The following is a 26,856-nucleotide window of genomic DNA, read 5'->3' on the forward strand; positions in this document are numbered from 1 at the left end:
TTTGGAAACCTCTTCTTCTGCTCATTCAGAAGGAGGCGGATGAGGATGAAGCGAAAGGAAGAAAAGGCGGTCGTCGTCTTTAGCGGCGGCCAAGACAGCACAACGTGTTTGTTTTGGGCGAAAAAGCAGTTTGGTGACGTGGAAGCGGTGACGTTTGACTACGGCCAGCGCCACCGCCTAGAAATAGAAGTGGCCTCGTCCATCGCCGCAGAACTTGGCGTCCGCCATACGGTGCTTGATTTGTCACTTCTCGGGCAGTTGGCGCCGAACGCCTTGACGCGGCGCGACATCGCCATTGAACAAAAGGAAGGCGAGCTGCCGACGACGTTTGTGGACGGGCGCAATTTGTTGTTTTTGTCGTTCGCTGCTGTGCTTGCCAAACAGCGGGGGGCGCGCCATATGGTGACAGGTGTGTGCGAAACTGATTTTAGCGGCTATCCGGACTGCCGCGATGTATTTATCAAATCTTTGAACGTCACGCTCAATTTGGCGATGGATTACGAATTTGTCATTCATACGCCGCTCATGTGGCTGACGAAAGCGGAGACGTGGAAGCTCGCTGATGAGCTCGGGGCGCTCGAGTTCATCCGCACGAAGACGCTGACGTGCTACAACGGCGTCATCGCCAACGGCTGCGGCGAATGCCCGGCGTGCGTGCTGCGCAAGCGCGGGTTGGAGGAATATTTGCGGGAAAAAGCGGAGGTGGAGGCGCGATGATGCACCAGCTCTATCCGCAAGTGGCGCATCACTACCGCTATGAGTTGAACAAAGATATGCACATCGCCGCTGCCCATTTCATCCCGCACAAAGCGGCGGGAAGCTGCGCCAACGTTCACGGCCATACGTACATCGTCAATGTGACGATCGCCGGCGACGAGCTCGATGAGAGCGGTTTTTTAGTCAACTTCCAAACGGTAAAGAAGCTTGTCCACGGAAAATTGGACCATACGCTGCTCAATGATCACAACGATTGGTTTGACCGTCACGACCCGAACCGGTTTCCGACGACCGAAGTGGTGGCGCGCACGATTTATGAAACGATCCAGCGCTATTTGGATACGCTGCCGCACAAGCCGAAATGTTTGCAAGTGTTTGTCCGCGAAACGCCGACGAGCTATGTCGTCTACCGGCCGAAAGCGGGGGAGCGGTAATGGCGCGCACGATTCCGGTGTTGGAGATTTTTGGTCCGACCATCCAAGGAGAAGGAATGGTGATCGGCCAAAAGACGATGTTCGTCCGCACCGCCGGCTGCGACTACCGCTGCCGCTGGTGCGATTCGGCGTTTACGTGGGACGGGTCGGCGAAAGACGAGATCGAGCAGCTGACGGCCGACGACATTTGGCGGCGGCTTGAAGCCATTGGCGGCCGCCGCTTCCGCCACGTGACGATCTCCGGCGGCAACCCGCTGCTGATCGCCGCGCTCGGTGAGCTCGTCGCGCTCCTTCATGAAAAAGGGGTGCGAGTGGCGGTCGAAACGCAAGGGAGCCGCTGGCAGGATTGGCTGCTTGACGTTGACGACGTCACCCTTTCCCCGAAACCGCCAAGCTCGGGGATGGACACCGACTGGACAGCGCTCGATCAAATCATTGAACGGCTGCTGGCCGATCGAAGCCGGGCGCGGCGCGTCAGCTTGAAAGTCATCGTGTTTGACGACGCCGATTTGGCGTATGCGAAACAGGTGCACCGCCGCTACCCAGGCGTTCCATTTTACTTGCAGACCGGCAACGCCGATGTGGCCGCTTCCGAGGTCGATGCCCTCCGCGCGAAGCTTCTCAGCCGGTTGGAATGGCTCGTGGAGCAAGCCGCCGAGTCGGAGGAGCTGGCCGACGTCCACATCCTGCCGCAGCTGCACACGCTCCTTTGGGGAAACAAGCGCGGCGTGTAAAGCGAAAGCGGTTCGAGCGCAAAATGACAGCGAAGGAGGAAGGAAGAATGTCTGGAAGAAAAGAGGAAGAATTGAAAGACTTGACACTGCTTGGCAATCAAGGGACGACGTATTCGTTCACGTACAATCCGAATCTTCTTGAAGTGTTTGACAACAAACATCCTGACCGGGATTATTTCGTGAAGTTCAATTGTCCGGAGTTTACGACGCTGTGTCAATAAGGGCACACTTCAGCGGTGACGCTGTCGGCTAAACCTTGTGAATTCAGGGGAAGAAAGGGCCCTCTACTTTTCCGACCCTGAGCCAAGCCTCAGACGGCAAGCGGTTGCTCCGTTTGAGGAAGGTGCAGAGACTATCGAAATCACTTCAGAGTGAAGCGAGTAAGAGTAGCTCTGAAGGAAGAGAGTAGAGTACACCGTTGCACATTGTTGCCGCGGTGGAAGCGCAAGGGTTCTTATTCAGTATCGCAGCTGAATAAGAATAAGATATAGTCCACCTGTTTGCGTCGGCAAACAGTTGCCAAAAACCGGACAACCGGACTTCGCGACGATTTACATCAGCTACATCCCGGACAAAAAATGCGTCGAAAGCAAATCGCTCAAGCTGTATTTGTTCAGCTTCCGCAACCACGGCGACTTTCACGAAGACTGCGTCAACATCATTATGAACGACTTAATCAACGTGATGGAGCCGCGCTTCATCGAAGTATGGGGCAAATTCACCCCGCGCGGCGGCATTTCCATCGACCCGTATTGCAACTGGGGACGCCCCGGGACAAAATATGAACAAATGGCTGAATATCGGCTGCTCAACCATGACCTATACCCGGAAAAAATCGACAACCGCTAAAGACGGTAAAAAAAGAGGTAGTTTTTTCGCCAAACCTCATATATAATGAACAATGAATGTTTTGCCTTGGAGGTTTTGGCGTTGGAGCGAAGAACAGCGCTTTTGCTTGGAGCGAGCGGCTTGGTGGGCGGCGAACTGCTGGCTTTGCTGCTGCAGTCGGATTTATACCGGCAAGTGACTATTTTCGTCCGCACCCCGCTGCCGTTGGAACATGAAAAGCTGCAGCAAGTCGTCGCCGATTTTGCCCGGCTCGAGTCGTATGAGCGGTATTTTTACGTCGATGACGTCTTTTGCTGTCTCGGAACGACGCGGAAAAAGGCGAAAACAAAGCAGCAGTTCATTCAGGTCGACTATGAATATACGTTGCGCGCCGCGGCGCTGGCGGAAAAGTGCCGGGCGAAAAGCTTTCTGACCGTTTCCTCGATTGGCGCCAACCCGTGCTCGCCGTTTTTTTACCAACGCGTCAAAGGGGAAACGGAAGAAGCGCTGCAACGGCTTTCCATTCCATCGCTCCATATTTTTCGCCCGTCGCTGCTTGTTGGCAAGCGCCGGGAGTTCCGCCTCGGCGAGGCGCTCGCCGGATGGCTGTTCGGTCGGCTGCCGTTTTTGTTCGTTGGCAAGTGGAAAAAGTACAAGCCGATTGATGCCCACGAGCTTGCGTTGGCGATGTTTTACCGGGCGTTGTCGGCGGCGGACGGCGTCCATATTTATGAATGTGATGAACTCGCCCGCATTTCGTAAACAAAAAAGAGGCTCTTGGCAGCCTCTTTTTCCTATTCAATAATTTTATAATTTTTATGATTGACAACCGTCCGTTCTTGCAAATCGAGTTCACGGTAGTTTTCCATGTATGTCAAATCCACGATGACTGAGTTTTCATTCACCTTCTCCACAATGCCGCGCAACCCATTTTTAAACTCGATGATATCTCCGACTTTGGCTTTTTTCATCGTCATTCCCCTTTTATCCAATTTGATCATCAGCCGAATTTGCTGCGATGGAGCCACTCGGTGCACTTATTCTTGCAACCGGCTTTTTTACTAGTTTGCCGTATTTTTGAATACAAGTAAAGGGGATATATGTCCTAAAAAATTGAACGTACGTTCCGAAACAAATCCCCTGCCTCAAGGGGAATGAAGGGCGACGGCTCGGCGAAGCGCAACGGAGGGCGTTCGCGATTGAAAAAAGGGGCGAAACCGCCCCTTTGTTTTCGTTTATTTAGCAAACACATGGTTGCCGATGACAACGGTCACCGGGCGAGAGCGCAGCCAGTTGCTTTTCGCCGTTTTCGGATTATAGAAATAGAGCGAGCCGTTTCCTAAACCGCGAAAAGCAAGTGCTTCTTCAACGGCGCGGTAAGATTCGCGGTCAGCCGGTTCGTTGATCGTTCCGTTTGCGACCGGCGTGAACGCGTAATGGCCGCCAGAGCGCTCATAAATGACGTCGCGAATCGTATCCGGAAAATCAGGGTGATCGACGCGATTGAGAACGACCGTCGCCACGGCCACTTTCCCGGCATACGGTTCTCCCTTCGCTTCGGCATGAACAAGGCGAGCAAGCAAATCTTTTTCTGCCGCTGTGATGCCGGCATCAGGGATGACGAGTTGTTCGCCAGGGTACAATAGATCGCCTTTGCGATTCTTTTGTTTCAGCTGCTTCAGCGGTACGCCGTATTGTTTGGCGATTTTCCAAAGCGTATCGCCGCGTTTGACTGTATGAATGGTCGCCGCATCGGCGTGGCCGGCAAAGAAAAACGTTCCACACAATAGCGCCATCACCCATGCCTTTCCTCGTTTCATCCACATCCCTCCTCTCGTAAACTCGCTACTAGAGTAACAAGGATGGCGTCGTTCTTCATTATCTAAATGATGGAAAAGTGTGCGAAGCGTTGATAGGACGAGTTTCATAGAAACATTGGAAATTTCTCCGCCAAAAGCAACATCCGGCTTTCTTCCCCTTGAAAGCCGGATGTTGAAACGATGAAAAACAAAAAAGTCAGCTGCGCGGGGTATCCATGTAATGGTAGAGAACGTGGCCGCCGCGCTGGGCGATGCCGCGGAACTGTTTGAAATCGGGCTGTTGGATGAGCACGGAGCGGAAGAGTAAAAAATCTTCTTTTTTCACCAATAGTTCAGAGATGACGCCGTTGCGCAGTTCGTTGATTTTTTGAACGGCCCATGCTTCATTCATCATCGATCCCCCCAACCGTTGATGAAATCGCCTTGTCAACATTCATCATACATCATAACGCAGCCGACGATGCGGATAAATACCCATATTTTGGCCGGGCAAACACCCTTTGCTTGTTCCGACATACAATATGGGTGGGTACGCGCCCCGAGAATATGAGTGAGAAAGGGAGAGGACAATGAATCATTGGAATTCGTATGTGAATCAACCATTTCCGGCGGCTGCCGGCTATAGCGGCGAGACGGGCCCGGCCGAGCCGGCGATGCCGATGACCTACTATCCATCGATGATGCCTTACAGCTACTGGTGTCCGCCGGCGATGCCGATGGCGCCGTTGGTCAGCCCGGCTTATATGGGCGGGCTTGAGAGCTCGGATAGTTTCGACAGCCCAGACAGTTCGAATCTGATGCCGCCGCTCAGCCTAGGAACCATGCCGAATGTGGCGCCCGCTTCGGCCGGGCCGATGGGCGGAGAAGACAATGCGCCGCCTGCCGGCCATATGGCTCCGTACGGGAGCATGACGCCAGCTGTTGGCATGGGAGGCGGCCCGGCGCCAGCGTTCATTCCCCATATGTCGACGGGGGTGACGCCGGCTGTTGTTCCTAGCAGCGTCCCGTATGCGCCGATGTACTATCCGGTGCCGCACTCCACCATGCCATACGGTGGTTACGCCGCGCCGTGGATGCCGTCATATGATGGCGGTCCCACCCCTTACGCCCCTGGATGGTCGACGCCGTATATTCCATAACTCGTGGAAAAAGACCGCGATAAAGCGGTCTTTTTTTTGCGAGTGGACTCCATGTCATTGCGCCGAAAAGGCCGGTGAAAGCCGGCTGCCGCAAGCAAATCTGCGGCATGGCGCCAAAAAAAGGTTGATTTCACTAGACTTTGGCTCTTCACCACAAAATGTACTTGACAAAAAACGTTTTTCATGATAAGAACGTCAAAAAGATTGATTACCATTTTTTGTTATTTTTGTTCAACCGGGAGGGATAATATCATGTTTGTTCCTAAAAGTCAAGTACATCTTTCGGTGATGAACCTAGACTTTTCTAACCGAGAAACAAATGGAATCGCACAATTTTGTACGAAGTCACCGTCCCTCTAGAAGGCTGGTGAAAAACGGTTGTTTCTTTTGAGCAATGGGGGATCGTTTGAAAGGCGATTCTGATGCGACAAGGCTTTTCTATTGGAGAAACGGGCTTGATCAGCGGCTTGCTCCCTTCAATCACCGGTCTCCTAGGAGGGCGGTGAAAAACGGCTGATTCCCTTACTCAATGGGGAGAATAGACGAAAAGCAGAATCGATGCAACAAGGTTTTTCTAATTGAGAAATGACATGGTAAAGCCGTATTCACGATTCAATCACCAGCCTCCTAGGATTCAATCACCAGCCTCCTAAGGAGCGGGCGAATGTTTTGTGACGCTTCTGAATGGTATAATAAGCGGTAGTTTCCCGAGCAAGAAAAGATGGAATTTTTGAGAATGCGGAAAGGAGAACGGGTGGAATGGGAATGAAGCAAAAGACGGTGATTGTTACGGGTGGAGCGAACGGAATTGGCAAAGCCATCGCCACAATGTTCGCCAAAAACGGGGCGAATGTTGCCATCGTCGACATGGATGCGGAAAACGGGGAAAGGCTAGCCGAACAGCTGCGAGCGGAAGGGAGGCATGCGGCGTTTGTGAAAGCGGACGTGCGCCGGGCCGCTGAGATTGAGCGGTTTGTCAAGGAAGCGGCCGATCGTTTTGGCGGCATTGACTATTTAATTAACAACGCCGGCGTTTCGCGCTGGAAATCGCCGTATGACTTGACCGTCGAGGAGTGGGATGACGTGTTGGCGACGAACTTGCGGAGCGCCTTTTTGGCTTCGCGTGAGGCGGCGAAATATATGCGCCGCAACGTCAAAGGAGGGGCGATCGTCAACATCGCCTCGACGCGGGCGCTGATGTCCGAGCCGAATTCGGAGGCATATGCCGCGTCAAAAGGCGGGCTCATCGCGTTGACCCATGCGTTGGCGGTGTCGCTTTCCCAAGATCGCATCCGCGTGAACTGCATCAGCCCTGGCTGGATTGAAACCGGCGATTACCGCCAATTGCGGAGCATCGACCACGAACAACATCCGGCCGGCCGCGTCGGTCAACCGGATGATATCGCGCGCGCTTGTCTGTATTTGTGCGATGAAGAAAACGATTTTATCACCGGGACGAATCTCATCATTGATGGGGGGATGACAAGGAAAATGGTGTATATTGAGTAGGGAGCAGGGGTTTGCTAAAATAAATGAAATGGGAAGTCTTCAAAAGGTGGGATGAGGGAATGAAAATCCGCAAAACGCCGGTCGTGGACGGACAAGCTCCTACGCGCGTTTATCTTTATGAAAACCGAAAAGAGGAGTACATTCTTCTCGCTATTCCGGCGCTTGAGTGGTCCTTTTCATTCTCTTATGAGGAGGAAATGGAAGAGACGGCGCGGCGGTTGGAGGCATCGTTGGAAAAACGGCTCGGTCGCGAGCGCGCCGCCTTGTTGGCGAAGCAGCTGCTCGGTTGGGCGCGGGAAATGTAGCCCGGCGGCCCACGATTTTTGCATGTTAGGGGTTCGATGGGGACGTGTTCAACAAATCAAAAGTCATGGCAACCTATATGATCGGCAGTGTAGTATGGATCGTTGCCACCGATGTCTTGCTCAACGTGCTGCCGGTCGGCCGCGGCGTCTATGCGGTGCTCAGCGCGGCCAAAGGAACGGTGTTTGTGTTGCTGTCGGCCGTGTTTTTGTATCAGCTGCTGAAAAAACGCGAGCAGCTGGAAAAAACGGAGGAAAACGAGCAGCAACTATTGACGCTCATTAACTCGATGCCTGATTTTGTTTGTTTTAAAGACAGCGAAGGACGATGGCTGCGCGTCAATGATTTTGGCCGGCAGCTGTACGGCTTGGAACAGATCGACTATATCGGGAAAACCGACCGCGAACTCGGCGAACGAATGCCGTTTTTCCAAAAGGCGTTTGAGCAGTGCATAGAATCGGATCGCGAGGCATGGGAAAGCGGAACGGTGACGCGCCGCGAAGAATCGTTCGAGACGCCGGACGGGGAAATGAAAACGTTTGATGTGATTAAAGTGCCGCTGTTTGAAGAAAACGGCAAGCGCAAGGGGCTGTTGACGATCGGCCGCGACATCACTCAACAAAAACGAGCCGAGGAGTTGTTGCGAAAGAAAGAAAAACTGTCGGTCCTCGGCGAACTCGCGGCAGGCATTGCCCATGAAATCCGCAACCCGTTGACGTCCATGAAAGGGTTTATTCAAGTGATGCAGGAGACGCGGGAAGTAAACGATCACTATATGCGCATCATGTTGAGCGAACTTGGCCGCATCAACCAAATTGTCAGCGAACTGTTGGTGCTGGCGAAGCCGCAAAGCCACGATTACCGCCCGTTTTTGCTCGGCGAGGCCCTTTCGTATGTGATCAGTTTGATCGGCCATGAGGCGACGTTAAACAATGTTTCCGTATCGGTCCATAACAACGCTCCGAAAGCGTATGTGCACGGCGATCAAAACCAAATTGTCCAAGTGCTTTTGAACATTATGAAAAATGCGGTCGAAGCGATGCCTAACGGCGGAACCTTGTATGTCCGCGTTTCTGAAGCTGAAGGGAGCGTCTGCATCGATATTGCCGACACCGGCATAGGCATTCCGAAAGAGCGGTTGCAAAAAATCGGCGAACCGTTCTTTACTTTGAAGGAAAAAGGAATGGGGCTCGGGTTGACGACGAGCATGAAAATTGTCCAAGAGCATAAAGGGACGATGCGGATTGAAAGTGAAGTGGGGAAAGGGACCGTCGTTTATTTAACTTTTCCGTCCGCCCGTGCATCTTAGGCGAACACATCGTCCGGAAGGGGCGAAAAAGATAAAGGGACAAACAGAAGCGGTCAACGAATGGGAAGCGTTCTATGGATCGGTTAAGCGAAACAGATAACAGAAGGGGCGGGTCCCATGTATGAAAATTGAAACCTTCGGCGGATGATAAGTGGAATCAAGAACGGAAAATCGCGCCAGAGGCTGTGATGGAATGCGGATTGGCCGATTGACCGTCATTTTATGCGCCGCCAAACTGATCGCCATGGCTGCTGCTCAAAAAGCCGGGGCTGACGGAAAGCTGTCGAAAGGAGGGCTTTTTCCGTCCGCCCCGGTTTGATAGTTATGAGCGGTTTTTTTTCGCTTGTTTCCCTGTATCGACGCTGTCTTTGGCGAGTTCCGCTTCCGCTTTCGAGACGGTTGGATTGGCTACTTCTTGGCTGACCTTATTTTGTCTTCCTTTTTTGGACATCTCTGTTCCCTCCTTTCATGTAAGCAGCCGCTTCTTGCTATATAGACGCAAGATGTTGTTTAGCTCACGGCTATGTTTGGTCGGAATGGGACGAACCCGTTCGTTCATCGAGAGGTAAGGCATCCCATTCCCTCCCATCCGCGCCCTCTTGATAGTATGGAGAAAAGGGCGGCGTCTCATCCGGCAACACACGATCTTTTTTCATTGAGTCTGACGGCCGGTCCGGTTTATAATGAGTTCGCATAGCTCCGAAGCAAACGATCCGCATAGAAAGGAGGAGCTCGATTGGCACAGCCGTTTCGCGTCGAAAAAGCACTGAACAACAATGTGTTGATCGCCTCCCACCCGGCGTATGGCGAAGTCGTTTTGATCGGCAAGGGGATCGGCTTCGGCAAAAAACGGGGGGATGAAATTGCCGAGAGCGCAGTGGAAAAATGTTTTGTGCTGAAAAATGAGCGTGAACAAGAACAGTATAAAAAGCTGCTGCCTGAATTGAGCGAGGAATTGATCGCCTTGATGAACGAGGTGATTCAGCATATTACACGGCGCGTGGACGCGCCGCTCGATGAGCATATTCACGTGGCGCTGACCGACCATATCGCCTTTACGCTCAAACGGCTCGAGCAAGGGCTTGACGTCAAAAACCCGTTTTTGGCGGAAACGAAAAGTTTGTATCCACTCGAATATGAAATCGCCGGCGAAGTGGCCGGCATGATTGAACGGCGGCTTGGCGTCGTGTTGCCGGAAGGGGAAACAGGCTTTATCGCTCTTCATATTCATAGCGCCATTTCGAAGCAAACAGTATCGGAAGCCAACCAATACTCGCAGCTGATCGCCAAGCTTGTTGAGATCGTCGAACAGCAGCTCGGGGTTGAGATCGACCGCGAGAGCATTCATTATTTGCGATTTGTCCGCCATTTGCGCTATGCGATTGAGCGGATGAAAAAAGGGGAAAAAGTCGAAGAACCGAAAAATTTGTCGAAAATCTTGAAAGAAGCGTATCCGCTATGCTACAATTTAGCGTGGAAGCTGATCAAAGTCATGCAGCAAACGATTCGTCAGCCCGCAGATGATGCGGAGGCGGTCTATTTGACGTTGCATTTGCAGCGGCTGGCGGAGAAAAAAAGCGGAACAACGGCATAGCGCTGCCTTGCTTTACGTGTTACTGATTCGATCAGGCATGAGTAAAGAGGGCAAAAAGGGACGAAAGCAGCTGGCGTTTGCTGGCTGTTGTAAGCGTTCTTTTTTGCTGCTCTTTATTCATGCTTTTTTTGTTGCGCTGGCCGATCTCAAGGGCTGTTTCTGTCCCAATGGGCTAGTTTTGCGTCGGCAAAGCCACGCCGAGAGGCTCGATCGAAGGCGCTTTCTCCCTGCTGCTCCGTTTTGCTGCGGATCGCCCACCGCGCCATTTTCGGTACATGAATTTGCCGTTTGCTGCAAAACTTAAGAAAAGGAACCTAAAGGAGGGTGTCACATGAAACGAGCGTTTGGCACGCTGCAAAAAGTCGGGAAAGCGCTTATGCTTCCGGTGGCCATCTTGCCGGCGGCCGGGATTTTGCTGGCGTTTGGTAACGCCCTGAAAAATCCGGCGCTGACCGATAAAATTCCAGCTTTAAAAGCCGATTGGATTGTGCTTGTCTCCAACGTTATGGAGCAAGCAGGCGGCATTGTTTTCTCGAATTTGTCGCTCTTGTTTGCCGTCGGGGTGGCGATCGGCTTGGCCGGAGGAGATGGTGTGGCCGGCTTGGCCGCGATCATCGGCTATTTGATCATGAACGTCACCATGAGCGTCATTTTAGGTGTCAGCGCCGATATGGTCGGATCTGACCCGTCCTATGCCAACATTCTCGGCATTCCGACATTGCAAACGGGTGTTTTCGGCGGGATCATCGTTGGGATTTTGGCGGCGTACATGTACAACAAGTATTTCAATATTGAGTTGCCGCAATATCTCGGCTTTTTCGCCGGCAAGCGTTTTGTGCCGATCGTGACAGCGGCATCGGCGGTCGTGCTTGGCATTTTGATGACATTCGTTTGGCCGCCGATCCAACACGGGCTCAACGCTTTCTCCCATAACATGATTGACGCGAACAAGCCGCTGGCGGCGTTCATTTTCGGCATCATCGAACGGGCGCTGATCCCGTTTGGGCTCCATCATATTTTCTATGCGCCGTTTTGGTTTGAATTCGGCCAATATGTCAACAAGGCCGGCCAAGTCATTCACGGCGATCAAAAAATCTTTTTCGAGCAGCTGAAAGACGGGGTGGAGCTGACGGCTGGCACGTTCATGACCGGGAAGTTCCCGTTTATGATGTTCGGTCTTCCGGCAGCGGCGCTCGCCATTTATCATGAAGCGCGTCCGGAAAACAAAAAGGTCGTGGCCGGTATCATGGGGTCGGCGGCGTTAACGTCGTTTTTGACCGGGATTACCGAACCGATCGAATTTTCGTTCTTGTTCGTTGCTCCGGCGCTGTTTGCCATTCACTGCGTCTTTGCCGGCTTGTCGTTTATGCTCATGCACTTGCTGAACGTCAAAATCGGGATGACGTTCTCCGGCGGCGTGATTGACTTCCTGCTGTTTGGCGTCTTGCCGAACCGGACGGCTTGGTGGCTTGTCATTCCGGTTGGGTTGGTGTTCGCCGTCATTTATTACTTCGGATTCCGCTTTGCCATCCGCAAGTGGGATTTGGCGACGCCGGGTCGTGAAAAAACGGTTGACGAAGCGCCGCGGACCGAGGCGGCCGCCGGCGATCTGCCGTATGAAGTGCTGGCCGCTTTAGGCGGGAAAGAAAACATTGAACATTTGGATGCGTGCATCACCCGCCTCCGCGTCTCGGTTCATGACATCGGTCAAGTGGATAAGGAGCGGCTGAAAGCGCTCGGCGCTGCCGGGGTGCTCGAAGTCGGCAACAACGTGCAGGCGATTTTTGGGCCGAAATCGGACATCTTAAAAGGACAGATTCAAGACATTATGCAAGGAAAAACGCCGGTCAAAGCGAAAGAGGAAGCGAAAAAAGCGGCACCGGCCGCAGCGCAGGCGGAACGGATCGCCTCGCCGCTCGCCGGGGAAATCGTCCCGCTGTCTGAGGTGCCGGATCAGGTGTTTTCGCAAAAAATGATGGGCGACGGCTTTGCGGTTATGCCAACAGAGGGTACTGTCGTTTCCCCGGTTGACGGGAAAATTTTGAACGTATTCCCGACCAAGCACGCGATCGGCATTCAATCCGTCGGAGGCCATGAAGTGTTGATCCACTTTGGGATTGACACCGTGAAACTGAATGGCGAAGGGTTCGAAGCGCTCGTGAAAGAGGGCGACGCGGTGACAAAAGGACAGCCGATTTTGCGCGTTGACCTCGACTATGTGAAGCGGAACGCGCCATCGATCGTGACGCCGGTCATTTTCACGAACTTGCAAGCGGGCGAGACGGTGCGCGTCCATAAGCAAGGCACGGTCGCCCAAGGAGAAGACGGTGTGGTGGAAATCGGCTGAACAGCCGGCTGATCGGTTGGGGCGGGAGGACAAGCATTTTCCGTTGCCTCCTCGCCCCAGCATTTGATATGATGGCAAGGAAAATAATGATGAAAGAAAAGGGGATTGATGAACGATGGCAGAAAAAACGTTTCAAGTCATTTCCGACTCCGGCATCCATGCCCGCCCGGCGACGATTTTAGTGCAAACGGCGAGCAAATTTAACAGCGAAATCCAACTTGAATACAACGGGAAAACCGTCAACTTGAAATCGATCATGGGCGTGATGTCGCTTGGCATTCCGAAAGGGGCAACGATTAAAATTACGGCGGAAGGGGCCGATGCAGCAGAAGCGATGGCAGCATTGACGGACACGTTGGCGAAAGAGGGTCTCGCGCAGTAATGGAAAAAACCATCCATGGGATTGCTGCATCGAGCGGTATCGCCATTGCCAAGGCGTACCGCTTAGAAACCCCTCATTTGGCGACTGAAAAGCGAACGATCGCTGACGTCGAGGCGGAAGTGGCGCGGCTTGAGGCGGCGGTCGCCAAGGCGAAAGAAGAGCTCGAGGCGATCAAACAGCACGCGTTAGAGAAGCTCGGCGAAGACAAAGCCGCCATTTTTGCCGCCCATTTGCTTGTGCTTGATGATCCGGAACTGTTGAACCCGATCAAAGAAAAAATTCAAACCGAACAAGTGAATGCCGAGTATGCGCTTGAGGAAACCGCCTCGTTTTTCATTTCCATGTTCGAGGGAATGGACAATGAATACATGAAGGAGCGGGCCGCCGACATCCGCGATGTCACGAAACGCGTCCTCGCCCATCTGCTCGGGGTCACGATCTCGAACCCGAGCCTCATTTCTGAGGAAGTCGTCATTATCGCCGAAGATTTGACGCCGTCCGATACCGCGCAGCTCGACCGGCAATATGTCAAGGGGTTTGCGACCGACATCGGTGGACGGACATCGCATTCGGCCATTATGGCCCGTTCGCTCGAAATCCCGGCCGTCGTCGGCACGAAGGCGGTGACGGCGGAAGTGAAAAACGGCGATATCGTCGTCATCGATGGGCTCGATGGACAAGTCGTCATCAATCCGTCGCCGGAGCGGCTCGCCCATTATGAAGAAAAGCGAGCCCGCTATGAGGCGCAAAAGGCGGAATGGGCGAAACTCGTCGATGAGCCGACGGTGACGGCCGACGGCGTCCACGTTGAGCTGGCGGCCAACATCGGCACGCCGGACGATGTAAAAGGGGCGCTGGCGAACGGAGCGGAAGGCATCGGCTTGTACCGGACGGAGTTTTTATACATGGGTCGCTCGGAGCTGCCGACGGAGGAAGAGCAGGTTGCTGCCTACCAAACGGTGCTTGAACAAATGAATGGCAAACCGGTCGTCGTCCGCACGCTTGACATCGGCGGCGATAAAGAGCTCCCGTATTTAAACTTGCCAAAAGAAATGAACCCGTTTTTAGGGTTCCGGGCGATTCGTCTTTGCTTGGAAATGCAAGACATGTTCCGCACCCAGCTGCGCGCCTTGCTGCGGGCGAGCGTGCACGGCAACTTGAAAATCATGTTCCCGATGATTGCCACGCTCGAGGAATTCCGCCAAGCGAAAGCGATTTTGCTTGAAGAAAAAGAGGCGCTCCTCCGCCAAGGTGTGCCGGTTGCCGATGACATTGAAGTCGGCATGATGGTGGAGATCCCGGCCGCGGCGGTGATGGCCGATCAGTTCGCGAAAGAAGTCGACTTTTTCAGCATCGGCACGAACGACTTAATCCAATATACGATGGCCGCCGACCGGATGAATGAGCGCGTTTCGTATTTATATCAACCGTACAATCCGGCGATTTTGCGGCTCATCAGCCACGTCATCGACGCCGCCCACCGCGAGGGGAAATGGGTTGGCATGTGCGGGGAAATGGCCGGCGACCCGATTGCGATTCCGATTTTGCTCGCCCTTGGCCTCGATGAGTTCAGCATGAGCGCCACTTCGATTTTGCCGGCGCGCGCTCAGTTGAAACAGCTGGCGAAAGAAGAAGCGGCCCGCATCAAAGAGACGGTGCTGTCGCTCGGCACGGCGGAGGAAGTAGTGGCGTTGATCAAACAAACGTTCCATATCGCCTAAATGAAGGCGCGGTGACATTCGTGTTCGCCGCGCTTTTTTTTGTCCTTACGCGAGCAACGGAGCGGACGTCTCGTAACCGTAGCGCTGCCTAACGGTAAGGGAAAGGCCGACGGCGATGACTTTCGCCATTTGATAAACAATGTGCAAATTCGTATACGGAAGCACGCTCATATCAGCCGTATCCTCCATCATCACTCCCATGATGCTGAGATCGCCGATCGATGGAAGGGAATGACCAAGCGCCGTGCCGGGAGCGAGCGCCCCGGGACGAATGGCGATCGTATGGACAAACGGCCACGGACCGACGATACTGTCGATCGCCAGCACGTAGGAGCCGCGTTCGTTCAGCCGCTCATGCACGAAGCGGAGATTGGTGGCATCGACGGGCGCTTGCAGCGTGCCGATGACGGTCAGATGATCGGGATACACATTCTCAAGCAGCGTGCCGACAAACGGTCCTAAACTGTCGCCGTTAATGCGGTTGCTGCCGATGCAAACAACCGTCAAATGGCCGATGTGCGCCGGCAGCAACGAAAACAGTTCATTGCGAATGAGCAAAGGAGCGAGCGGATCGCTGTAAGGAATCGGTCTCATCGCTTACGAGTCCTTTCCGTTTTTGTTCTTGCTGTCTTATTCGCGATCGCCGCCAGCGATTCCTTTCTGTTCACGATTGAAAGTTTTTCCTCATGTTTGCTTCAACGGATTGCGCCACTCCATTAACACCGCGTGATTGAGCGATTCTTCGTCTTCCAAATAATTGCGGACAACCGCAAGCGGTGTGCGCCCGCAGCGAAGCAAAAACGTAATGACCGGGTCTTTCAACTCACCGGCTGTCACTTTGCGAATGTATTCTTCCGGGGACAGTTCGTTCGCATAGCGGTGATAACCGGGCATCCGTCCGCCCCCGAGCAGCCGGTCGAGCCCGAGATGAACGACGACTTCATACATCGACTGCATGAGCCACTTGCCAAGGCCGAGCTTCCGATACGGCGGGGAAACACAAATGTCAACGACATAAAGCGTATTGCCGTCCGGGCGATGGTTGCGAATATAGCCGCCATCGGTTATTTCTTCCCACGTATGGTCGGCATGGTTCGGGTCAAAGTCGACGATGAGCCCGGTCATAGATCCGACGATGCGCCCATCGACTTCGGCGCATAGCGCCCCTTCGGGAAACAAGGTGACATGGTTTTCCAGCTGCGCCTCGTTCCACCACAGTTCGGACGGAAACGGAGGCGGAAAGCTTTCCTGCTGCACGCGGATGAGAGCGGGAAAATCGCTTTTCGTATAGTTGCGGATGACGGCTTGCCGCGGCGTGTCGCCGTCGAACACGTATAGCCGTTTTTTGTACACGCCGATCCCCCTTTCGTTCGTTTTACCTTCATCATAACCGAAAGATAGAAAAGACGCCAAGAAAAGGTTCATCCAAGAGGAAACCGACCGTTGGCCGATAGATGAAAGGGATCAGCGTTTTTCACCAACCTTATGTATGAATTAAGAAGCTAATCCTATAGACGGGGGTCGATTGTCCTTCTATAATGAAACATAGTTCGACAAAAAGAGGAAGAAGAGGGGAGAAATAGCGAGTGTTTCGGACATTGCGCAGCAAACTCATTGTCTTAATGGCTTTATTGTTGGTCATTTCGTTAGCCGCCGTGCAGCTCGTCGGCGTGATCCAAACGCGGCAGCTCGTGGACGCTGACGTGAAACAGCGCGCTCAGTCAGCGCTGCAAGGGCTGCTTGGCGACATTCGCACCAGCTTTCAAAGCGAGGAAAACAGCCTTGTCCAATTCAGTGAGTCGCCTTCGGTCTTGCAAATGGTTCAAGATGAAAACGCATGGCCGCAGTTGGAAAAGCAGTTCCGCACGTTTTTGCGCATTCATGAAAACGTCCAGTTCATTTATATCGGCACGGAGCGGAAAAGCATGTACATAACGCCAACGACGGAGCTTCCGGATGGATATGATCCGACGAGCCGCCCGTGGTACAAAAAAGCGATGGAGAAGCCGGACGAGGTCGTGTGGACGGAGCCTTACGTCGATGCCATCACCGGTAAACACGTTGTGACGCTGGCGAAAGCGGTGAGCGAAAACGGCCGCATCTTGGCTGTTGTCGGCATTGACATGACGCTGGATACAGTCACAAGAATCGTCAATGCAAGCGACGTCGGCTACCACGGTTATCCCGTGTTGTTTGACGAAAAAGGGGTGGCGGTCGTTCATCCTGAGTATAAAGGGAAAAACATGGCGAAAAACGCAACTGTTCGCTATATGCTCGAGCATGACAAGGGCATGCGGCAGTACGAGCAGGATGGCGAACAACGGGTGATGTATTTTACGACCATTCCGGAGCTCGGCTGGAAGTTGGGCGTCGTTTATAAGGAAGCGGACTTGTCGGCGATGAGCCGCACAATCGGAACGAATATGCTTGTCATTACGGTGATCGCCCTCATTGTCGCGCTTGTTGCCATTTACTTTTTGGCCCGTTCGATTACGAAACCGGTGATCGTTCTGCAAGAGCAAGTCGAAAAGGCAGCAGCCGGTGACTTGACGGTGCAGGCGCGGGTAACGGCCAAAGATGAAATCGGGCGCCTCGCCCGCCATTTCAACGACATGATCGGGCATATGCGGGCGCTGATCGGAGAAGTGAACCGCTCTGTCAATGAATTGGCAGCTTCCGCTGACCATTTAAGCGCTGTCTCCGAGGAAACGATGGCCACAAGCGAACAGGTGGCGAAAGCGATCGGTGAAATTGCCAAAGGGACGACCGATCAAGCCGGAAGTCTTGATACGATCAATGACCAGACGTCAGCGCTGTCACGGCAAATCGAAGCGGTCACCGGTGCAACAGCCGACATGGAGTCGCTGTCGCACGAAACGAAAACGGCTAGCTATGACGGACTGGAGCATTTAAATCGTTTGCAGCAAAAATCCGAAGAAGCAAAACAGGAGCTGTCCGGCGTAGAAAGCGTCATCAGCGATTTAGTGAAAAAAATGGGCGAAATTGACGAAGTGATTCAAACGATTACCGCCATTTCCGGCCAAACGAACTTGTTGGCGCTGAACGCCAGCATTGAAGCGGCGCGCGCCGGGGAACACGGCAAGGGGTTTGCCGTCGTTGCCAATGAAGTGCGCAAGCTGGCGGAACAATCAGCGAAGGCGACGGAAATGATCCGCGCAACGATCGCGGCTATTCAGCAGCAGGCCGGATTGGCGATCGAGGCGGTCGGCCGCTCCAAACAAGCGTACAACGAGCAGCGGGAAGCGGTGCACACGACCGGCGATTCGTTCGTGAAAATCACCGACATGATGGAACAGTTAACAGCCGCGCTCGCCAATGTAATGGAGGGAGCGAAGCGGATGAACGGAAGCAAGGACGATGTGATTGCCGCGATGCAAAACATCGCCGCCATCGCCCAGCAGTCGGCGGCAGCAGCCGAAGAAGTGGCCGCTTCGGCCGATGACCAGCTGCAGGCGCTCGCGACGGTGACGCAATCAGCGGAAACGTTAAGCGAGATGAGCCAGCAATTAAAGCAGCTCGTAGAAAAATTCAAGCTCTCGTAACAGAAAAACGCAGCCGTTGTCCGGCTGCGGTTTTCATTATTCGAACTATTCCAACAATGATAATGAGTTGAATTTTTTTAAGTTTCTGCGTCGATTTTAACGGGCAATAGTGTTAAAATAAACAGTGAAAGCGTTTATTGTCGTTAATTTGCCGTTCATTCGGGAATAATGGTAGCCAAATGGGAGTGCGGTGTCTTGCTAACTGCTGTTAGCTTGACCCGAGGGACACGAAAACAAGTTGGAGGTTTTTTCACGATGGCAAATCAGACCAACTATGCTCAACCGTGGAGCCAGTTTTACGGGCCGAACCTCGGTTACGTCATCGAAATGTACGAACAGTACCTCGATGATCCGGACAGCGTCGACCCAGAACTGAAGCAGCTGTTTGAACAGTGGGGGGCGCCGCTGTTGGAAGAACCGGTTTCTTCCGAAGCGGAGGAAGCAGCGCAAACGCACCAAACGTTCCGGCTGCCGGAAACACCGACCGTATTCAGCAAGCTTGTCGCCGCCGTCAAGCTGGCGGACAGCATCCGCCATTACGGTCACTTGGCAGCGGACACGAATCCGCTCGTCAAAGAGGAGAAAACGTTGCGCCGTTTAGAGCTGGAGGAGTATGATTTAACGGAAGACGATTTGAAGCGCATTCCGGTTGCGTTTCTTTGCCCGCATGCCCCGGCGCATGTCAAAAACGGCTGGGACGCCATCTTGCACTTGCGCAAAATCTATACCGATAAAATCGCCTTTGAATTCTCGCAAGTACATAATCTAGAAGAACGGAACTGGCTCATCCAGCAAATTGAATCCGGAGCGTACTACCCGAGCTTGGCGAACAAAGAGCGGGTCGCTTTGTTGCGCCGTCTGACGGAAGTGGAAGGATTTGAAAAGTTCATCCATCGGACGTTTGTCGGACAAAAGCGGTTTTCCATTGAAGGCTTGGACGCCATGGTGCCGCTATTGGACGAGTTGGTTCGCCAAGCGATCGAGCATGAAGTCGACGCGGTCAACATCGGCATGGCGCACCGCGGCCGGCTGAACGTGCTGGCCCATGTGCTTGGCAAGCCGTACGAAATGATTTTCGCTGAATTCCAGCATGCGGAAAGCAAAAACTTTATCCCGTCAGAAGGAGCCATTTCCATCACTTATGGTTGGACGGGCGACGTCAAGTATCACTTGGGAGCTGCCCGCCGTTTGCGCAATCAAAACGCCCATACGATGCGGATCACGCTCGCCAACAATCCAAGCCATCTTGAGGTCGTCAATCCCGTTGTGCTTGGCTACACGCGCGCCGCTCAGGAAGATCGGACGAACCCAGGCGTGCCGGCGCAAAATACGGACGCGTCATTTGCCATTTTGATTCACGGCGATGCGGCGTTTCCGGGGCAAGGCATTGTGGCTGAGACGTTCAACCTTAGCCAGCTGCGCGGCTATACGACCGGAGGGACGATCCATATCATCGCCAACAACATGATCGGCTTTACAACGGAAAGCCATGACTCGCGCTCGACGACGTATGCATCCGATATGGCGAAAGGGTTCGAAGTGCCGGTGGTGCACGTCAACGCCGACGATCCAGAGGCCTGTTTGGCGGCGGCGTGCTTGGCGTTTGCGTACCGCCAGCGATTTAAGAAAGACGTTGTCATCGATTTGATTGGCTATCGCCGCTTCGGCCATAACGAAATGGATGAGCCAATGGCGACGAATCCGACGATGTATCAACTCATCAGCCAACATCCGACCGTGCGTCAATTGTATGCCCAAAAATTGGTTGAAAAAGGGATTTTGACGGAGCAAGAAGTGGAAGAAATGGAGCACGAGGTCGCCGAACGGCTGAAAATCGCTTATGAGCGGGTGCCGAAAAACGAAGATGAGCTCGATTTCATTATGGATCCGCCCAAACCGGTCGTCGATCGGCTGCCGGAAGTGAAAACAGGTGTGGCGAAAGACGCGCTTCATCGCATCAACGAGGAGCTGCTCCAGTTCCCGGCCGACTTTCATGTGTTTACCAAGCTGGAGCGCATTCTCAAACGGCGCAGCGGCGTCTTTGCCGAAAATGGCAACATCGACTGGGCGCACGCGGAAACGTTGGCGTTTGCCACGATTTTGCAAGACGGCGTGCCGATCCGCTTGACCGGCCAAGATTCGCAGCGCGGCACGTTTGCCCAGCGCCATTTGGTGCTGCACGATGTGAAAACGGGCAAAGAGTATGTTCCGCTTCATCACATCAGCGGCGCGAAAGCTTCGTTTGTCGTGTACAACAGCCCGTTGACAGAAGCGGCCGTGCTCGGCTATGAATACGGCTATAACGTCTACGCGCCGGAGACGCTCGTGCTTTGGGAAGCGCAGTTTGGCGATTTTGCCAACATGGCGCAGGTGATGTTCGACCAGTTTATCTCATCAGGACGGGCGAAATGGGGACAAAAGTCCGGGCTTGTCATGCTTTTGCCGCACGGCTACGAAGGGCAAGGACCGGAGCATTCAAGCGGGCGCGTCGAGCGGTTTTTGCAGCTGGCCGCGGAAAACAACTGGACGGTCGCCAACTTGTCTACTTCGGCGCAATATTTCCATATTTTGCGCCGGCAAGCGGCACTGTTGCAAAAAGAAGAGGTGCGTCCGCTCATCATCATGACGCCGAAGAGCCTGCTTCGTCATCCGCTGGCTTCATCGGATGCCGATGCGTTCGTGAACGGCTCGTTCTCTCCGGTGCTTGAGCAGCCGGGGCTAGGGACGGACGCCGGCAAAGTGGAGCGAATCGTATTCGGCACCGGCAAACTGATGATCGATTTGGCGGAGCAGTTGAACAAAATGGAAGGGCTAGATTGGCTGCACATCGTGCGCATCGAGGAGCTGTACCCGTTTCCAGAAGAAGCGTTGAAAGGCATCATCGCCCGCTATCCGAACGTGAAAGAGATCGTCTGGGTGCAAGAAGAGCCGAAAAATATGGGCGCTTGGACGTACATGGAACCGCGCTTGCGGGCTTTGGCGCCCGCTGGCGTCGATGTCAGCTACATCGGACGGCGCCGGCGCGCGAGCCCGGCGGAAGGCGATCCGGTCGTTCACCGGAAAGAGCAGGAGCGCATTATCCGCTGTGCATTAACGAAACATGAATGATGATTATGGAACGTTTGAGGAGGGCATCAACGTGGCTGAAATCAAAGTCCCGGAACTAGCAGAGTCCATCACCGAAGGCACCATCGCTCAATGGTTGAAAAAGCCGGGCGACTACGTGGAAAAAGGCGAGTCGATTTGCGAGTTGGAAACGGATAAAGTGAACGTTGAAATCATGGCTGAAGAGTCGGGCGTTTTGCAGCAGCTGTTGGCAAATGAAGGCGACACGGTCGCCGTCGGCCAAGCGATCGCCGTTATTGGTGAAGGAGCAGCAGCCCCAGCGGCCGCCCCGCAAGCGGCATCGCAGCCGGCCGCTGAAACGGAGCCGGCCATGCCGGACGCCCGCGCGGACCAAAAGGCGCCGCAGCCGGCCGCTGTCGCCCAAGCGCCAGGACAGCGCCCGATCGCTTCGCCGGCGGCGCGGAAAATGGCGCGCGAAAAAGGCATTGATTTGACGCAAGTGCCGACCGTTGATCCGCTTGGGCGCGTCCGCAAGCAAGATGTCGCTTCGTTTGCCGCTCAGTCGGCCGCCGCGCCGCAAGCGGCGCCGCAACCGGCTCCGACGGCGCCATCCGTTTCGACGCCAACGCCAACTCCGGAAAGCGGCAAGCCGGTTATCCGCGAAAAAATGTCGCGCCGTCGGCAAACGATCGCCAAACGGCTGCTCGAAGTGACGCAAACGACGGCGATGTTGACGACGTTTAACGAAATTGATATGTCCGCCGTCATCGAGCTGCGCAAACGGAAAAAAGACAAATTTTTCGAAGAGCATGACGTGCGCCTCGGCTTCATGTCGTTTTTCGTCAAAGCAGCCGTGGCGGCGCTGAAAAAATATCCGTATGTCAATGCCGAAATTCAAGGCGATGAAATTTTGCTGAAAAAATATTATGATATCGGCGTTGCCGTATCGACCGACGAAGGGCTTGTCGTTCCGGTCGTGCGCGACTGCGACCGGAAAAACTTCGCCGAAATCGAGCGCGATATCGCCGAGCTGGCGGTGAAAGCGCGCAGCAACAAGCTGTCGCTTGCCGATTTGCAAGGCGGCACGTTTACGATCACAAACGGCGGCGTGTTCGGCTCGCTTCTGTCGACCCCGCTCTTAAATGGCCCGCAAGTCGGCATTTTAGGAATGCATTCCATCAAACTGCGCCCGGTCGCCATCGATGAGGAACGGATCGAAAACCGACCGATGATGTACGTCGCCCTGTCGTACGATCACCGCATCATCGACGGCAAAGAGGCCGTAGGGTTCTTAAAAACGGTGAAAGACTTGATCGAAAATCCGGAAGACTTGCTGCTGGAAAGCTGATTAGGAAGGAAAAGAGGAGCCTGCGATGTGCAGGCTCCTTCTTTTTCGCTGGCTGGGGCCGGTTGGGGAATTTTCACCTTTTCTTGTGGAAACATATTCAAAATAAGAGAAGAGATGCTTGCCATCATCCTGCGACGCCGCTTATATTGGAAAGGTGCCAATGTGCACAAAAACAGACTTCTCGATGCACGAACAAACACGACGTTACGGGTAGCGATGGTTAAGAAAAGAAAACAAGCCTACAAACAACAAAATTCCCCCGAGTGTCTTATACGTGCTTATATATTCCTTTAGCATTTGCAAGTATTCTTGAGAGTCGACAGAGCCGCCCATCGATCGAACCCATGATGATGCAAGCCGACTCCCCAATTCAGGGCTGTTTAACATGAGCAACAATCCAATGAGAGAAAGAATGAGTGAAACAAACTTCATCCTGCTAGGGTCTTTGAACATATTTTTGTATACCTCCTTTTTAACGGCCGTTTATGCTAGAAGGCTGGTGATTTACAAATGCTACTCTCTACCAGTGTCTCAAAAATTGAAAAACCTTGCAACACCATAACTTCGTTCTTTGTGATTGATCGCCAATCAGGCGAATCCCATTGTTTTTCTTGAGTCTTAGATGAAGAACAAAAACAAAAGCAAGTTTCATGGAAAACTTGCTTCTGTATTCTTACTGATAACAGAACATTACTCATAGTAATAAAAGCACACCCCTACAGGTTTAGCTGCATATCCATATCCTACTTTAGAATCCCATCCAATAAGGGGGTCGTACCAAACATCAAAATTATAAACTTTGTAATACGGTCTAGCAATAATGGTATAGGTTTTTCCCGCTGGAACTCGAATTTGATAGGTGTCTGTAACTTCATAAGATTTTGTCACATTAAATCCCAACGTTGCTGAAACTGTTTCAGCGCTTATATTTGTGTTCGATGACCATGTGGCAGAAACACCTTGTTTTACAGACATGGTAGCTGTTGATGGTCCTTTAAAGGTAGATTGTCTTATTATTTCTATTCCGCATGCCTCACTAGTAGTAATGTTTTTTAGATAATAACCAGTTCCTAATTGCGGAGTCACTACAGAACGGTCATTTGAAAGGGACAATTCTTGTGTTTGAGTGTATGCGATCGAAACCCCAACTAGTTTTTTCCCGTTTGGTGCAGGAACAGAAGTTTCTAATCGTTTAAGAACTTCTGGGTCTGTTATTTCAACTACTTTATTTCCGTTTTGAGATACAACTACTTTCGATTCTTTGGTTCTATCTAAAAACCCATTTAATGTCACATTCGCCTTGTTGTTCAATGAACACTCTGTATTTGAAGTCTCTTCTTCAGCGGAAGCGATGATGCTACTCTCCACCAACAACAGACTAAAAGCTAACGAAAAAACAAAAAATAATTTTGTGAGATTTCCTAAGGTATTTTTTATCATTATTGTTACTCCTCCTATTGTAGTTATCAAAACAATCAAAGAACGCAATCGAACGATTGTCTCTAAAAATGCCTATGCTGTCGTTGACAGTTTGCCTCTTCCGTTGTGCCTCCAGCGAAAATGTAGCACGGCAAGCAATTTCGAGGGATTGCAGATATGGATTATTGTGTTTCTAAAAAGCAGTGGTGCTACGGTTTCAAGTTGCATCTTCAAATGACGGAGGTTAAGAGTGTCCATAGGCTATGTCGTGACGGAAGCGTCCCAAAGCGGTTGAAATGGTGATAACTCAAATCTCCCTCCTCTCTACAACTTTGGAGACAAAGGGTGCATCAGCTGCTCGTTTTGCGAAAAGCTGTACGACAAGCCATGTCTTTGACACAAGCAAAAGCATGGCGTATCCAAGGCATGGAAAGAATCGGTTCGAAAAAACGCAAAGGAGTTGAAATGGTGTTTTCGATTCTTCTAGAACAACACGAGATCATCGACATTCAGGCGAATTCTGTGGCTGGATTTGAGGTGGTCCTTGATGGCATCTTGCTGGCGTATTCCCTGGCCATACAAGGACTGGTTGAGCGCTGGCATTCAACTAGTGAAAAGGATTATTATAATTAACTGCAGATGAGCAAAAGCAAATTTACTAACACAAATTGACAATCAAACAAAAACGGAAAGAAGCTAGATCAACCTAGCTGGTGATCGAGATGCTTTCTTCGCTCAAGGGGAAGCGGGCCCAGCGGGTGTATGTGCTCATGGATTCATGGGATCCGTCCTAAGCGCTCATCGAAGCCTGCGTGAAACAAGGATTCCATGCCATCGCCATGCTCAAGACGAACCGGATCCTCTACCGGAAAGGCATCGCCATCCAAGCGAAGGAGTTTGCCCGCTATATTGAGTTCAACGACACCTGCCTCGTCACGGTGGGGAACGAGCGTTACCGCGTGTATCGCTACGAGGGAGCAATCCATGGCCTCGATGACACGGTGGTGCTGCTGGCTTGGGAGGCGGATCAACCAATGACGCCGGATCATCTGCATGTTGTCTTCGGCACCGACCGGGAGCTTAGCGATGAAGATATCTTGCGTTACTAAGCCCAGCGATGGACGATCGAATGCGTTTTCCGGCAGGCCAAAGACCAGCTGAAGCTTGATGGGTACCGCGTTCGCCACGTTCGGGCGGTCAAACGGTATTGGGTCGTGGTGCTGTTCGCCTGCGTATACAGCATCGCGGAATCCCAACAAGACCTCTCTTCCGGGCTGGACCTTCTCCGGACTCGGAAAGGACACAGCCTGATTGAGTTCATTTACGACGCGGCGAAGCAAGATATTCCCATTGATGTGATCAAAAAACAGCTCCATGTCGCCTAAGGGGTACCCTGTTTGTCTCTCAGAGAATGGAAATGATTGTAATAAAAAATGCTCATCTACAGCCTGATATTGCTTTTCAAATGTTTATACAGGAGCAAGGGGGAGAATTAAATGAGGAAACGATGTTTGTCTAATGGTCTTTGTCTATGGTCGTTTAGTTGCCCATCTACAGTGACGCAGAACGTTCGCCAGAAAGGATGCAATATTCTTGGTGAGGCGCAAAGACCATTCTTCATTTCACGAGTATGGAGTCGTGACCGCTTTTTCGCGGGGCGAAAGAAGGAAAATCGAGCATAGCCGCGAATATTATGACTTGCGATGATTTTTTTTGGGGGGATGACGATGGAACTCGGATTGGCGGGAAAAACGGCGTTGGTTGCCGCCTCAAGCCAAGGGCTCGGCAAGGCGATCGCTCGGGCGCTTGTGCTCGAAGGGGCGAACGTGATGATCACGAGCCGAAGCGAAGAAAAACTGCAGCAGGTTGCTGAGGAGCTGAACGGGTTACATAAGGGGCGCGTCGCTTACGTGCGCACCGATGTGACGAAAGCGGACGAGATTCGCCAGCTGGTCGCCAAAACAGTGGAGACGTTTGGGACGATCGATTTGCTCGTCAATAACGCCGGCGGTCCCCCCGCGGGGACGTTTGAAACGGTGAGCGACGAAGACTGGCAATATGCGTTCGAGCTCAATTTATTGAGCTATATTCGGCTCATTCGCGAAGCGCTTCCTTATTTAAAGAAAAAGGGCGGAAAAATTGTCAACATCACCTCCTCATCGATCAAAGAGCCGATTCCGGGCTTGATTTTATCCAACACGTTCCGCACCGGCATCGTCGGGCTGACGAAAACGTTGGCTGGGGAGCTCGCTCCGGATGGCATTTTGATCAATACGGTGGCCCCAGGGCGAATCGCAACGGAACGGGTCGCCTTTTTGGACAAGGTGAACGCCGAGAAACTAGGCATTACGAAAGAAGAGATGGAAGCGCGCATGAAAAGCGCCATTCCGCTCGGTCGCTACGGAACTCCCGAAGAGTTTGCCAACATCGTCGTTTTCTTGCTGTCAGAGGCGAACTCGTATGTTACCGGGCAGGCGCTCATTGTCGATGGGGGCATGGTGAAGGCCATCTAAGCCGAGCGGATCGGTAGCGTCAAAACGGTCATGAAATCTGCACGATCTCATTGAGCATGGGGGATAGGTGGAGAAGCTAGACTCGTCCTTGACCAACACCCGCCAAAGCG

General features: G+C 52.8%; 25 protein-coding genes and 3 pseudogenes. 21 read left to right on the forward strand and 7 right to left on the reverse strand.

Annotation, left to right across the window (positions count from 1 at the left end):
• Positions 1-45 precede the first annotated feature (45 nt).
• From queC to GC56T2_RS04810, 6 genes and pseudogenes are all read left to right on the forward strand, one after another.
• Entirely contained in the window at positions 46-717 is a 672-nt protein-coding gene (gene queC / locus GC56T2_RS04785; RefSeq protein WP_144973439.1) for a 7-cyano-7-deazaguanine synthase QueC, read from the forward strand.
• Positions 714-1,151: a 6-carboxytetrahydropterin synthase QueD gene (queD, locus tag GC56T2_RS04790; RefSeq protein ID WP_033017666.1), complete on the forward strand. Its 438-nt coding sequence runs from the start codon at positions 714-716 to the stop codon at positions 1,149-1,151. Before queC ends, queD begins: the two co-directional genes overlap by 4 nt.
• Complete coding sequence (gene queE, locus GC56T2_RS04795) at positions 1,151-1,885, forward strand: 7-carboxy-7-deazaguanine synthase QueE (RefSeq protein ID WP_144973441.1); 735 nt, start codon at positions 1,151-1,153, stop codon at positions 1,883-1,885. The genes queD and queE overlap by 1 nt, the downstream gene beginning before the upstream one ends.
• 47 nt (positions 1,886-1,932) lie before the next feature.
• Complete coding sequence (locus tag GC56T2_RS04800) at positions 1,933-2,106, forward strand: tunnelling fold family protein (RefSeq protein WP_370454522.1); 174 nt, start codon at positions 1,933-1,935, stop codon at positions 2,104-2,106.
• A gap of 298 nt (positions 2,107-2,404) precedes the next feature.
• Positions 2,405-2,734 (forward strand): annotated as a pseudogene (gene queF, locus GC56T2_RS04805) (preQ(1) synthase); the annotation flags it as partial.
• A gap of 45 nt (positions 2,735-2,779) precedes the next feature.
• Positions 2,780-3,475: an oxidoreductase gene (locus GC56T2_RS04810; protein ID WP_144973443.1), complete on the forward strand. Its 696-nt coding sequence runs from the start codon at positions 2,780-2,782 to the stop codon at positions 3,473-3,475.
• A 32-nt stretch (positions 3,476-3,507) separates the two neighbouring features.
• Here GC56T2_RS04810 and GC56T2_RS04815 read toward each other — a convergent pair whose 3' ends face one another.
• The 3 genes from GC56T2_RS04815 to GC56T2_RS04825 form a co-directional block, all read right to left on the reverse strand.
• Positions 3,508-3,684 carry a YkvS family protein gene (locus GC56T2_RS04815; protein ID WP_012749561.1) on the reverse strand — a complete coding sequence of 59 codons (177 nt, stop codon included), beginning with the start codon at positions 3,682-3,684 and terminating at the stop codon, positions 3,508-3,510.
• Between the two features lie 264 nt (positions 3,685-3,948).
• Positions 3,949-4,533 (reverse strand): cell wall hydrolase, encoded by a 585-nt coding sequence (locus tag GC56T2_RS04820; RefSeq protein WP_033843404.1) that lies wholly within the window; start codon positions 4,531-4,533, stop codon positions 3,949-3,951.
• A 196-nt stretch (positions 4,534-4,729) separates the two neighbouring features.
• The gene (locus GC56T2_RS04825) at positions 4,730-4,924 is read right to left on the reverse strand and encodes a hypothetical protein (RefSeq protein ID WP_033017672.1); all 195 of its coding nucleotides are present in this window, start codon (positions 4,922-4,924) and stop codon (positions 4,730-4,732) included.
• Between the two features lie 178 nt (positions 4,925-5,102).
• Here GC56T2_RS04825 and GC56T2_RS04830 point away from each other — a divergent pair, with 178 nt between their 5' ends.
• The 5 genes from GC56T2_RS04830 (at position 5,103) to GC56T2_RS18030 (ending at position 9,112) form a co-directional block, all read left to right on the forward strand.
• Positions 5,103-5,672 (forward strand): hypothetical protein, encoded by a 570-nt coding sequence (locus GC56T2_RS04830; RefSeq protein ID WP_144973445.1) that lies wholly within the window; start codon positions 5,103-5,105, stop codon positions 5,670-5,672.
• A 759-nt stretch (positions 5,673-6,431) separates the two neighbouring features.
• Complete coding sequence (locus GC56T2_RS04835) at positions 6,432-7,181, forward strand: SDR family NAD(P)-dependent oxidoreductase (RefSeq protein ID WP_144973447.1); 750 nt, start codon at positions 6,432-6,434, stop codon at positions 7,179-7,181.
• Positions 7,182-7,240: 59 nt separating this feature from the next.
• Positions 7,241-7,486, forward strand: a complete 246-nt coding sequence (locus tag GC56T2_RS04840) for a YueH family protein (protein WP_144973449.1) — start codon at positions 7,241-7,243, stop codon at positions 7,484-7,486.
• Between the two features lie 44 nt (positions 7,487-7,530).
• Entirely contained in the window at positions 7,531-8,793 is a 1,263-nt protein-coding gene (locus GC56T2_RS04845) for an ATP-binding protein (RefSeq protein WP_144973451.1), read from the forward strand.
• A gap of 193 nt (positions 8,794-8,986) precedes the next feature.
• Positions 8,987-9,112, forward strand: coding sequence for a hypothetical protein (locus GC56T2_RS18030; RefSeq protein WP_255516020.1), 126 nt, complete (start codon positions 8,987-8,989; stop codon positions 9,110-9,112).
• Between the two features lie 3 nt (positions 9,113-9,115).
• Here GC56T2_RS18030 and GC56T2_RS18035 read toward each other — a convergent pair whose 3' ends face one another.
• Complete coding sequence (locus tag GC56T2_RS18035) at positions 9,116-9,244, reverse strand: hypothetical protein (RefSeq protein WP_255516021.1); 129 nt, start codon at positions 9,242-9,244, stop codon at positions 9,116-9,118.
• A 285-nt stretch (positions 9,245-9,529) separates the two neighbouring features.
• Between GC56T2_RS18035 and glcT the strand changes: the two genes are divergently transcribed.
• The 4 genes from glcT (at position 9,530) to ptsP (ending at position 14,837) form a co-directional block, all read left to right on the forward strand.
• Positions 9,530-10,387 carry a glucose PTS transporter transcription antiterminator GlcT gene (gene glcT, locus GC56T2_RS04850; RefSeq protein ID WP_144973453.1) on the forward strand — a complete coding sequence of 286 codons (858 nt, stop codon included), beginning with the start codon at positions 9,530-9,532 and terminating at the stop codon, positions 10,385-10,387.
• A 331-nt stretch (positions 10,388-10,718) separates the two neighbouring features.
• Complete coding sequence (gene ptsG, locus GC56T2_RS04855; RefSeq protein ID WP_144973455.1) at positions 10,719-12,734, forward strand: glucose-specific PTS transporter subunit IIBC; 2,016 nt, start codon at positions 10,719-10,721, stop codon at positions 12,732-12,734.
• 115 nt (positions 12,735-12,849) lie between these two features.
• Positions 12,850-13,116, forward strand: coding sequence for a phosphocarrier protein HPr (locus GC56T2_RS04860; RefSeq protein WP_144973457.1), 267 nt, complete (start codon positions 12,850-12,852; stop codon positions 13,114-13,116).
• Positions 13,116-14,837 (forward strand): phosphoenolpyruvate--protein phosphotransferase, encoded by a 1,722-nt coding sequence (gene ptsP / locus GC56T2_RS04865; RefSeq protein WP_144973459.1) that lies wholly within the window; start codon positions 13,116-13,118, stop codon positions 14,835-14,837. Before GC56T2_RS04860 ends, ptsP begins: the two co-directional genes overlap by 1 nt.
• A 45-nt stretch (positions 14,838-14,882) precedes the next feature.
• Here the strand turns inward: ptsP and yyaC are convergent, their stop codons facing one another.
• Positions 14,883-15,431: a spore protease YyaC gene (yyaC, locus tag GC56T2_RS04870; RefSeq protein WP_144973461.1), complete on the reverse strand. Its 549-nt coding sequence runs from the start codon at positions 15,429-15,431 to the stop codon at positions 14,883-14,885.
• Positions 15,432-15,521: 90 nt separating this feature from the next.
• On the reverse strand, positions 15,522-16,190 hold the full coding sequence (locus tag GC56T2_RS04875) for a GNAT family N-acetyltransferase (protein WP_144973463.1): 669 nt from the start codon (positions 16,188-16,190) through the stop codon (positions 15,522-15,524).
• Between the two features lie 233 nt (positions 16,191-16,423).
• Here GC56T2_RS04875 and GC56T2_RS04880 point away from each other — a divergent pair, with 233 nt between their 5' ends.
• The 3 genes from GC56T2_RS04880 (at position 16,424) to odhB (ending at position 22,814) form a co-directional block, all read left to right on the forward strand.
• Positions 16,424-18,400, forward strand: coding sequence for a methyl-accepting chemotaxis protein (locus GC56T2_RS04880; RefSeq protein ID WP_144973465.1), 1,977 nt, complete (start codon positions 16,424-16,426; stop codon positions 18,398-18,400).
• A 255-nt stretch (positions 18,401-18,655) separates the two neighbouring features.
• The gene (locus GC56T2_RS04885) at positions 18,656-21,508 is read left to right on the forward strand and encodes a 2-oxoglutarate dehydrogenase E1 component (RefSeq protein ID WP_144973467.1); all 2,853 of its coding nucleotides are present in this window, start codon (positions 18,656-18,658) and stop codon (positions 21,506-21,508) included.
• 31 nt (positions 21,509-21,539) lie between these two features.
• The gene (gene odhB / locus GC56T2_RS04890) at positions 21,540-22,814 is read left to right on the forward strand and encodes a 2-oxoglutarate dehydrogenase complex dihydrolipoyllysine-residue succinyltransferase (protein WP_144973469.1); all 1,275 of its coding nucleotides are present in this window, start codon (positions 21,540-21,542) and stop codon (positions 22,812-22,814) included.
• Positions 22,815-23,504: 690 nt separating this feature from the next.
• Here the strand turns inward: odhB and GC56T2_RS04900 are convergent.
• A complete protein-coding gene (locus GC56T2_RS04900) occupies positions 23,505-24,254 on the reverse strand; it encodes a DUF6426 family protein (RefSeq protein ID WP_033017698.1) in 750 nt (249 codons plus the stop codon).
• A 25-nt stretch (positions 24,255-24,279) separates the two neighbouring features.
• Here GC56T2_RS04900 and GC56T2_RS18040 point away from each other — a divergent pair.
• From GC56T2_RS18040 to GC56T2_RS04915, 3 genes and pseudogenes are all read left to right on the forward strand, one after another.
• A pseudogene (locus GC56T2_RS18040) lies at positions 24,280-24,866 on the forward strand (transposase); the annotation flags it as partial.
• A gap of 77 nt (positions 24,867-24,943) precedes the next feature.
• Positions 24,944-25,618 (forward strand): annotated as a pseudogene (locus GC56T2_RS04910) (transposase); the annotation flags it as partial.
• A 342-nt stretch (positions 25,619-25,960) separates the two neighbouring features.
• On the forward strand, positions 25,961-26,746 hold the full coding sequence (locus GC56T2_RS04915; RefSeq protein WP_033844840.1) for an SDR family oxidoreductase: 786 nt from the start codon (positions 25,961-25,963) through the stop codon (positions 26,744-26,746).
• Positions 26,747-26,856: the final 110 nt, after the last annotated feature.

The organism is Geobacillus sp. C56-T2, from assembly GCF_007829715.1.
Classification (GTDB): Bacteria; Bacillota; Bacilli; order Bacillales; family Anoxybacillaceae; genus Geobacillus; species Geobacillus icigianus.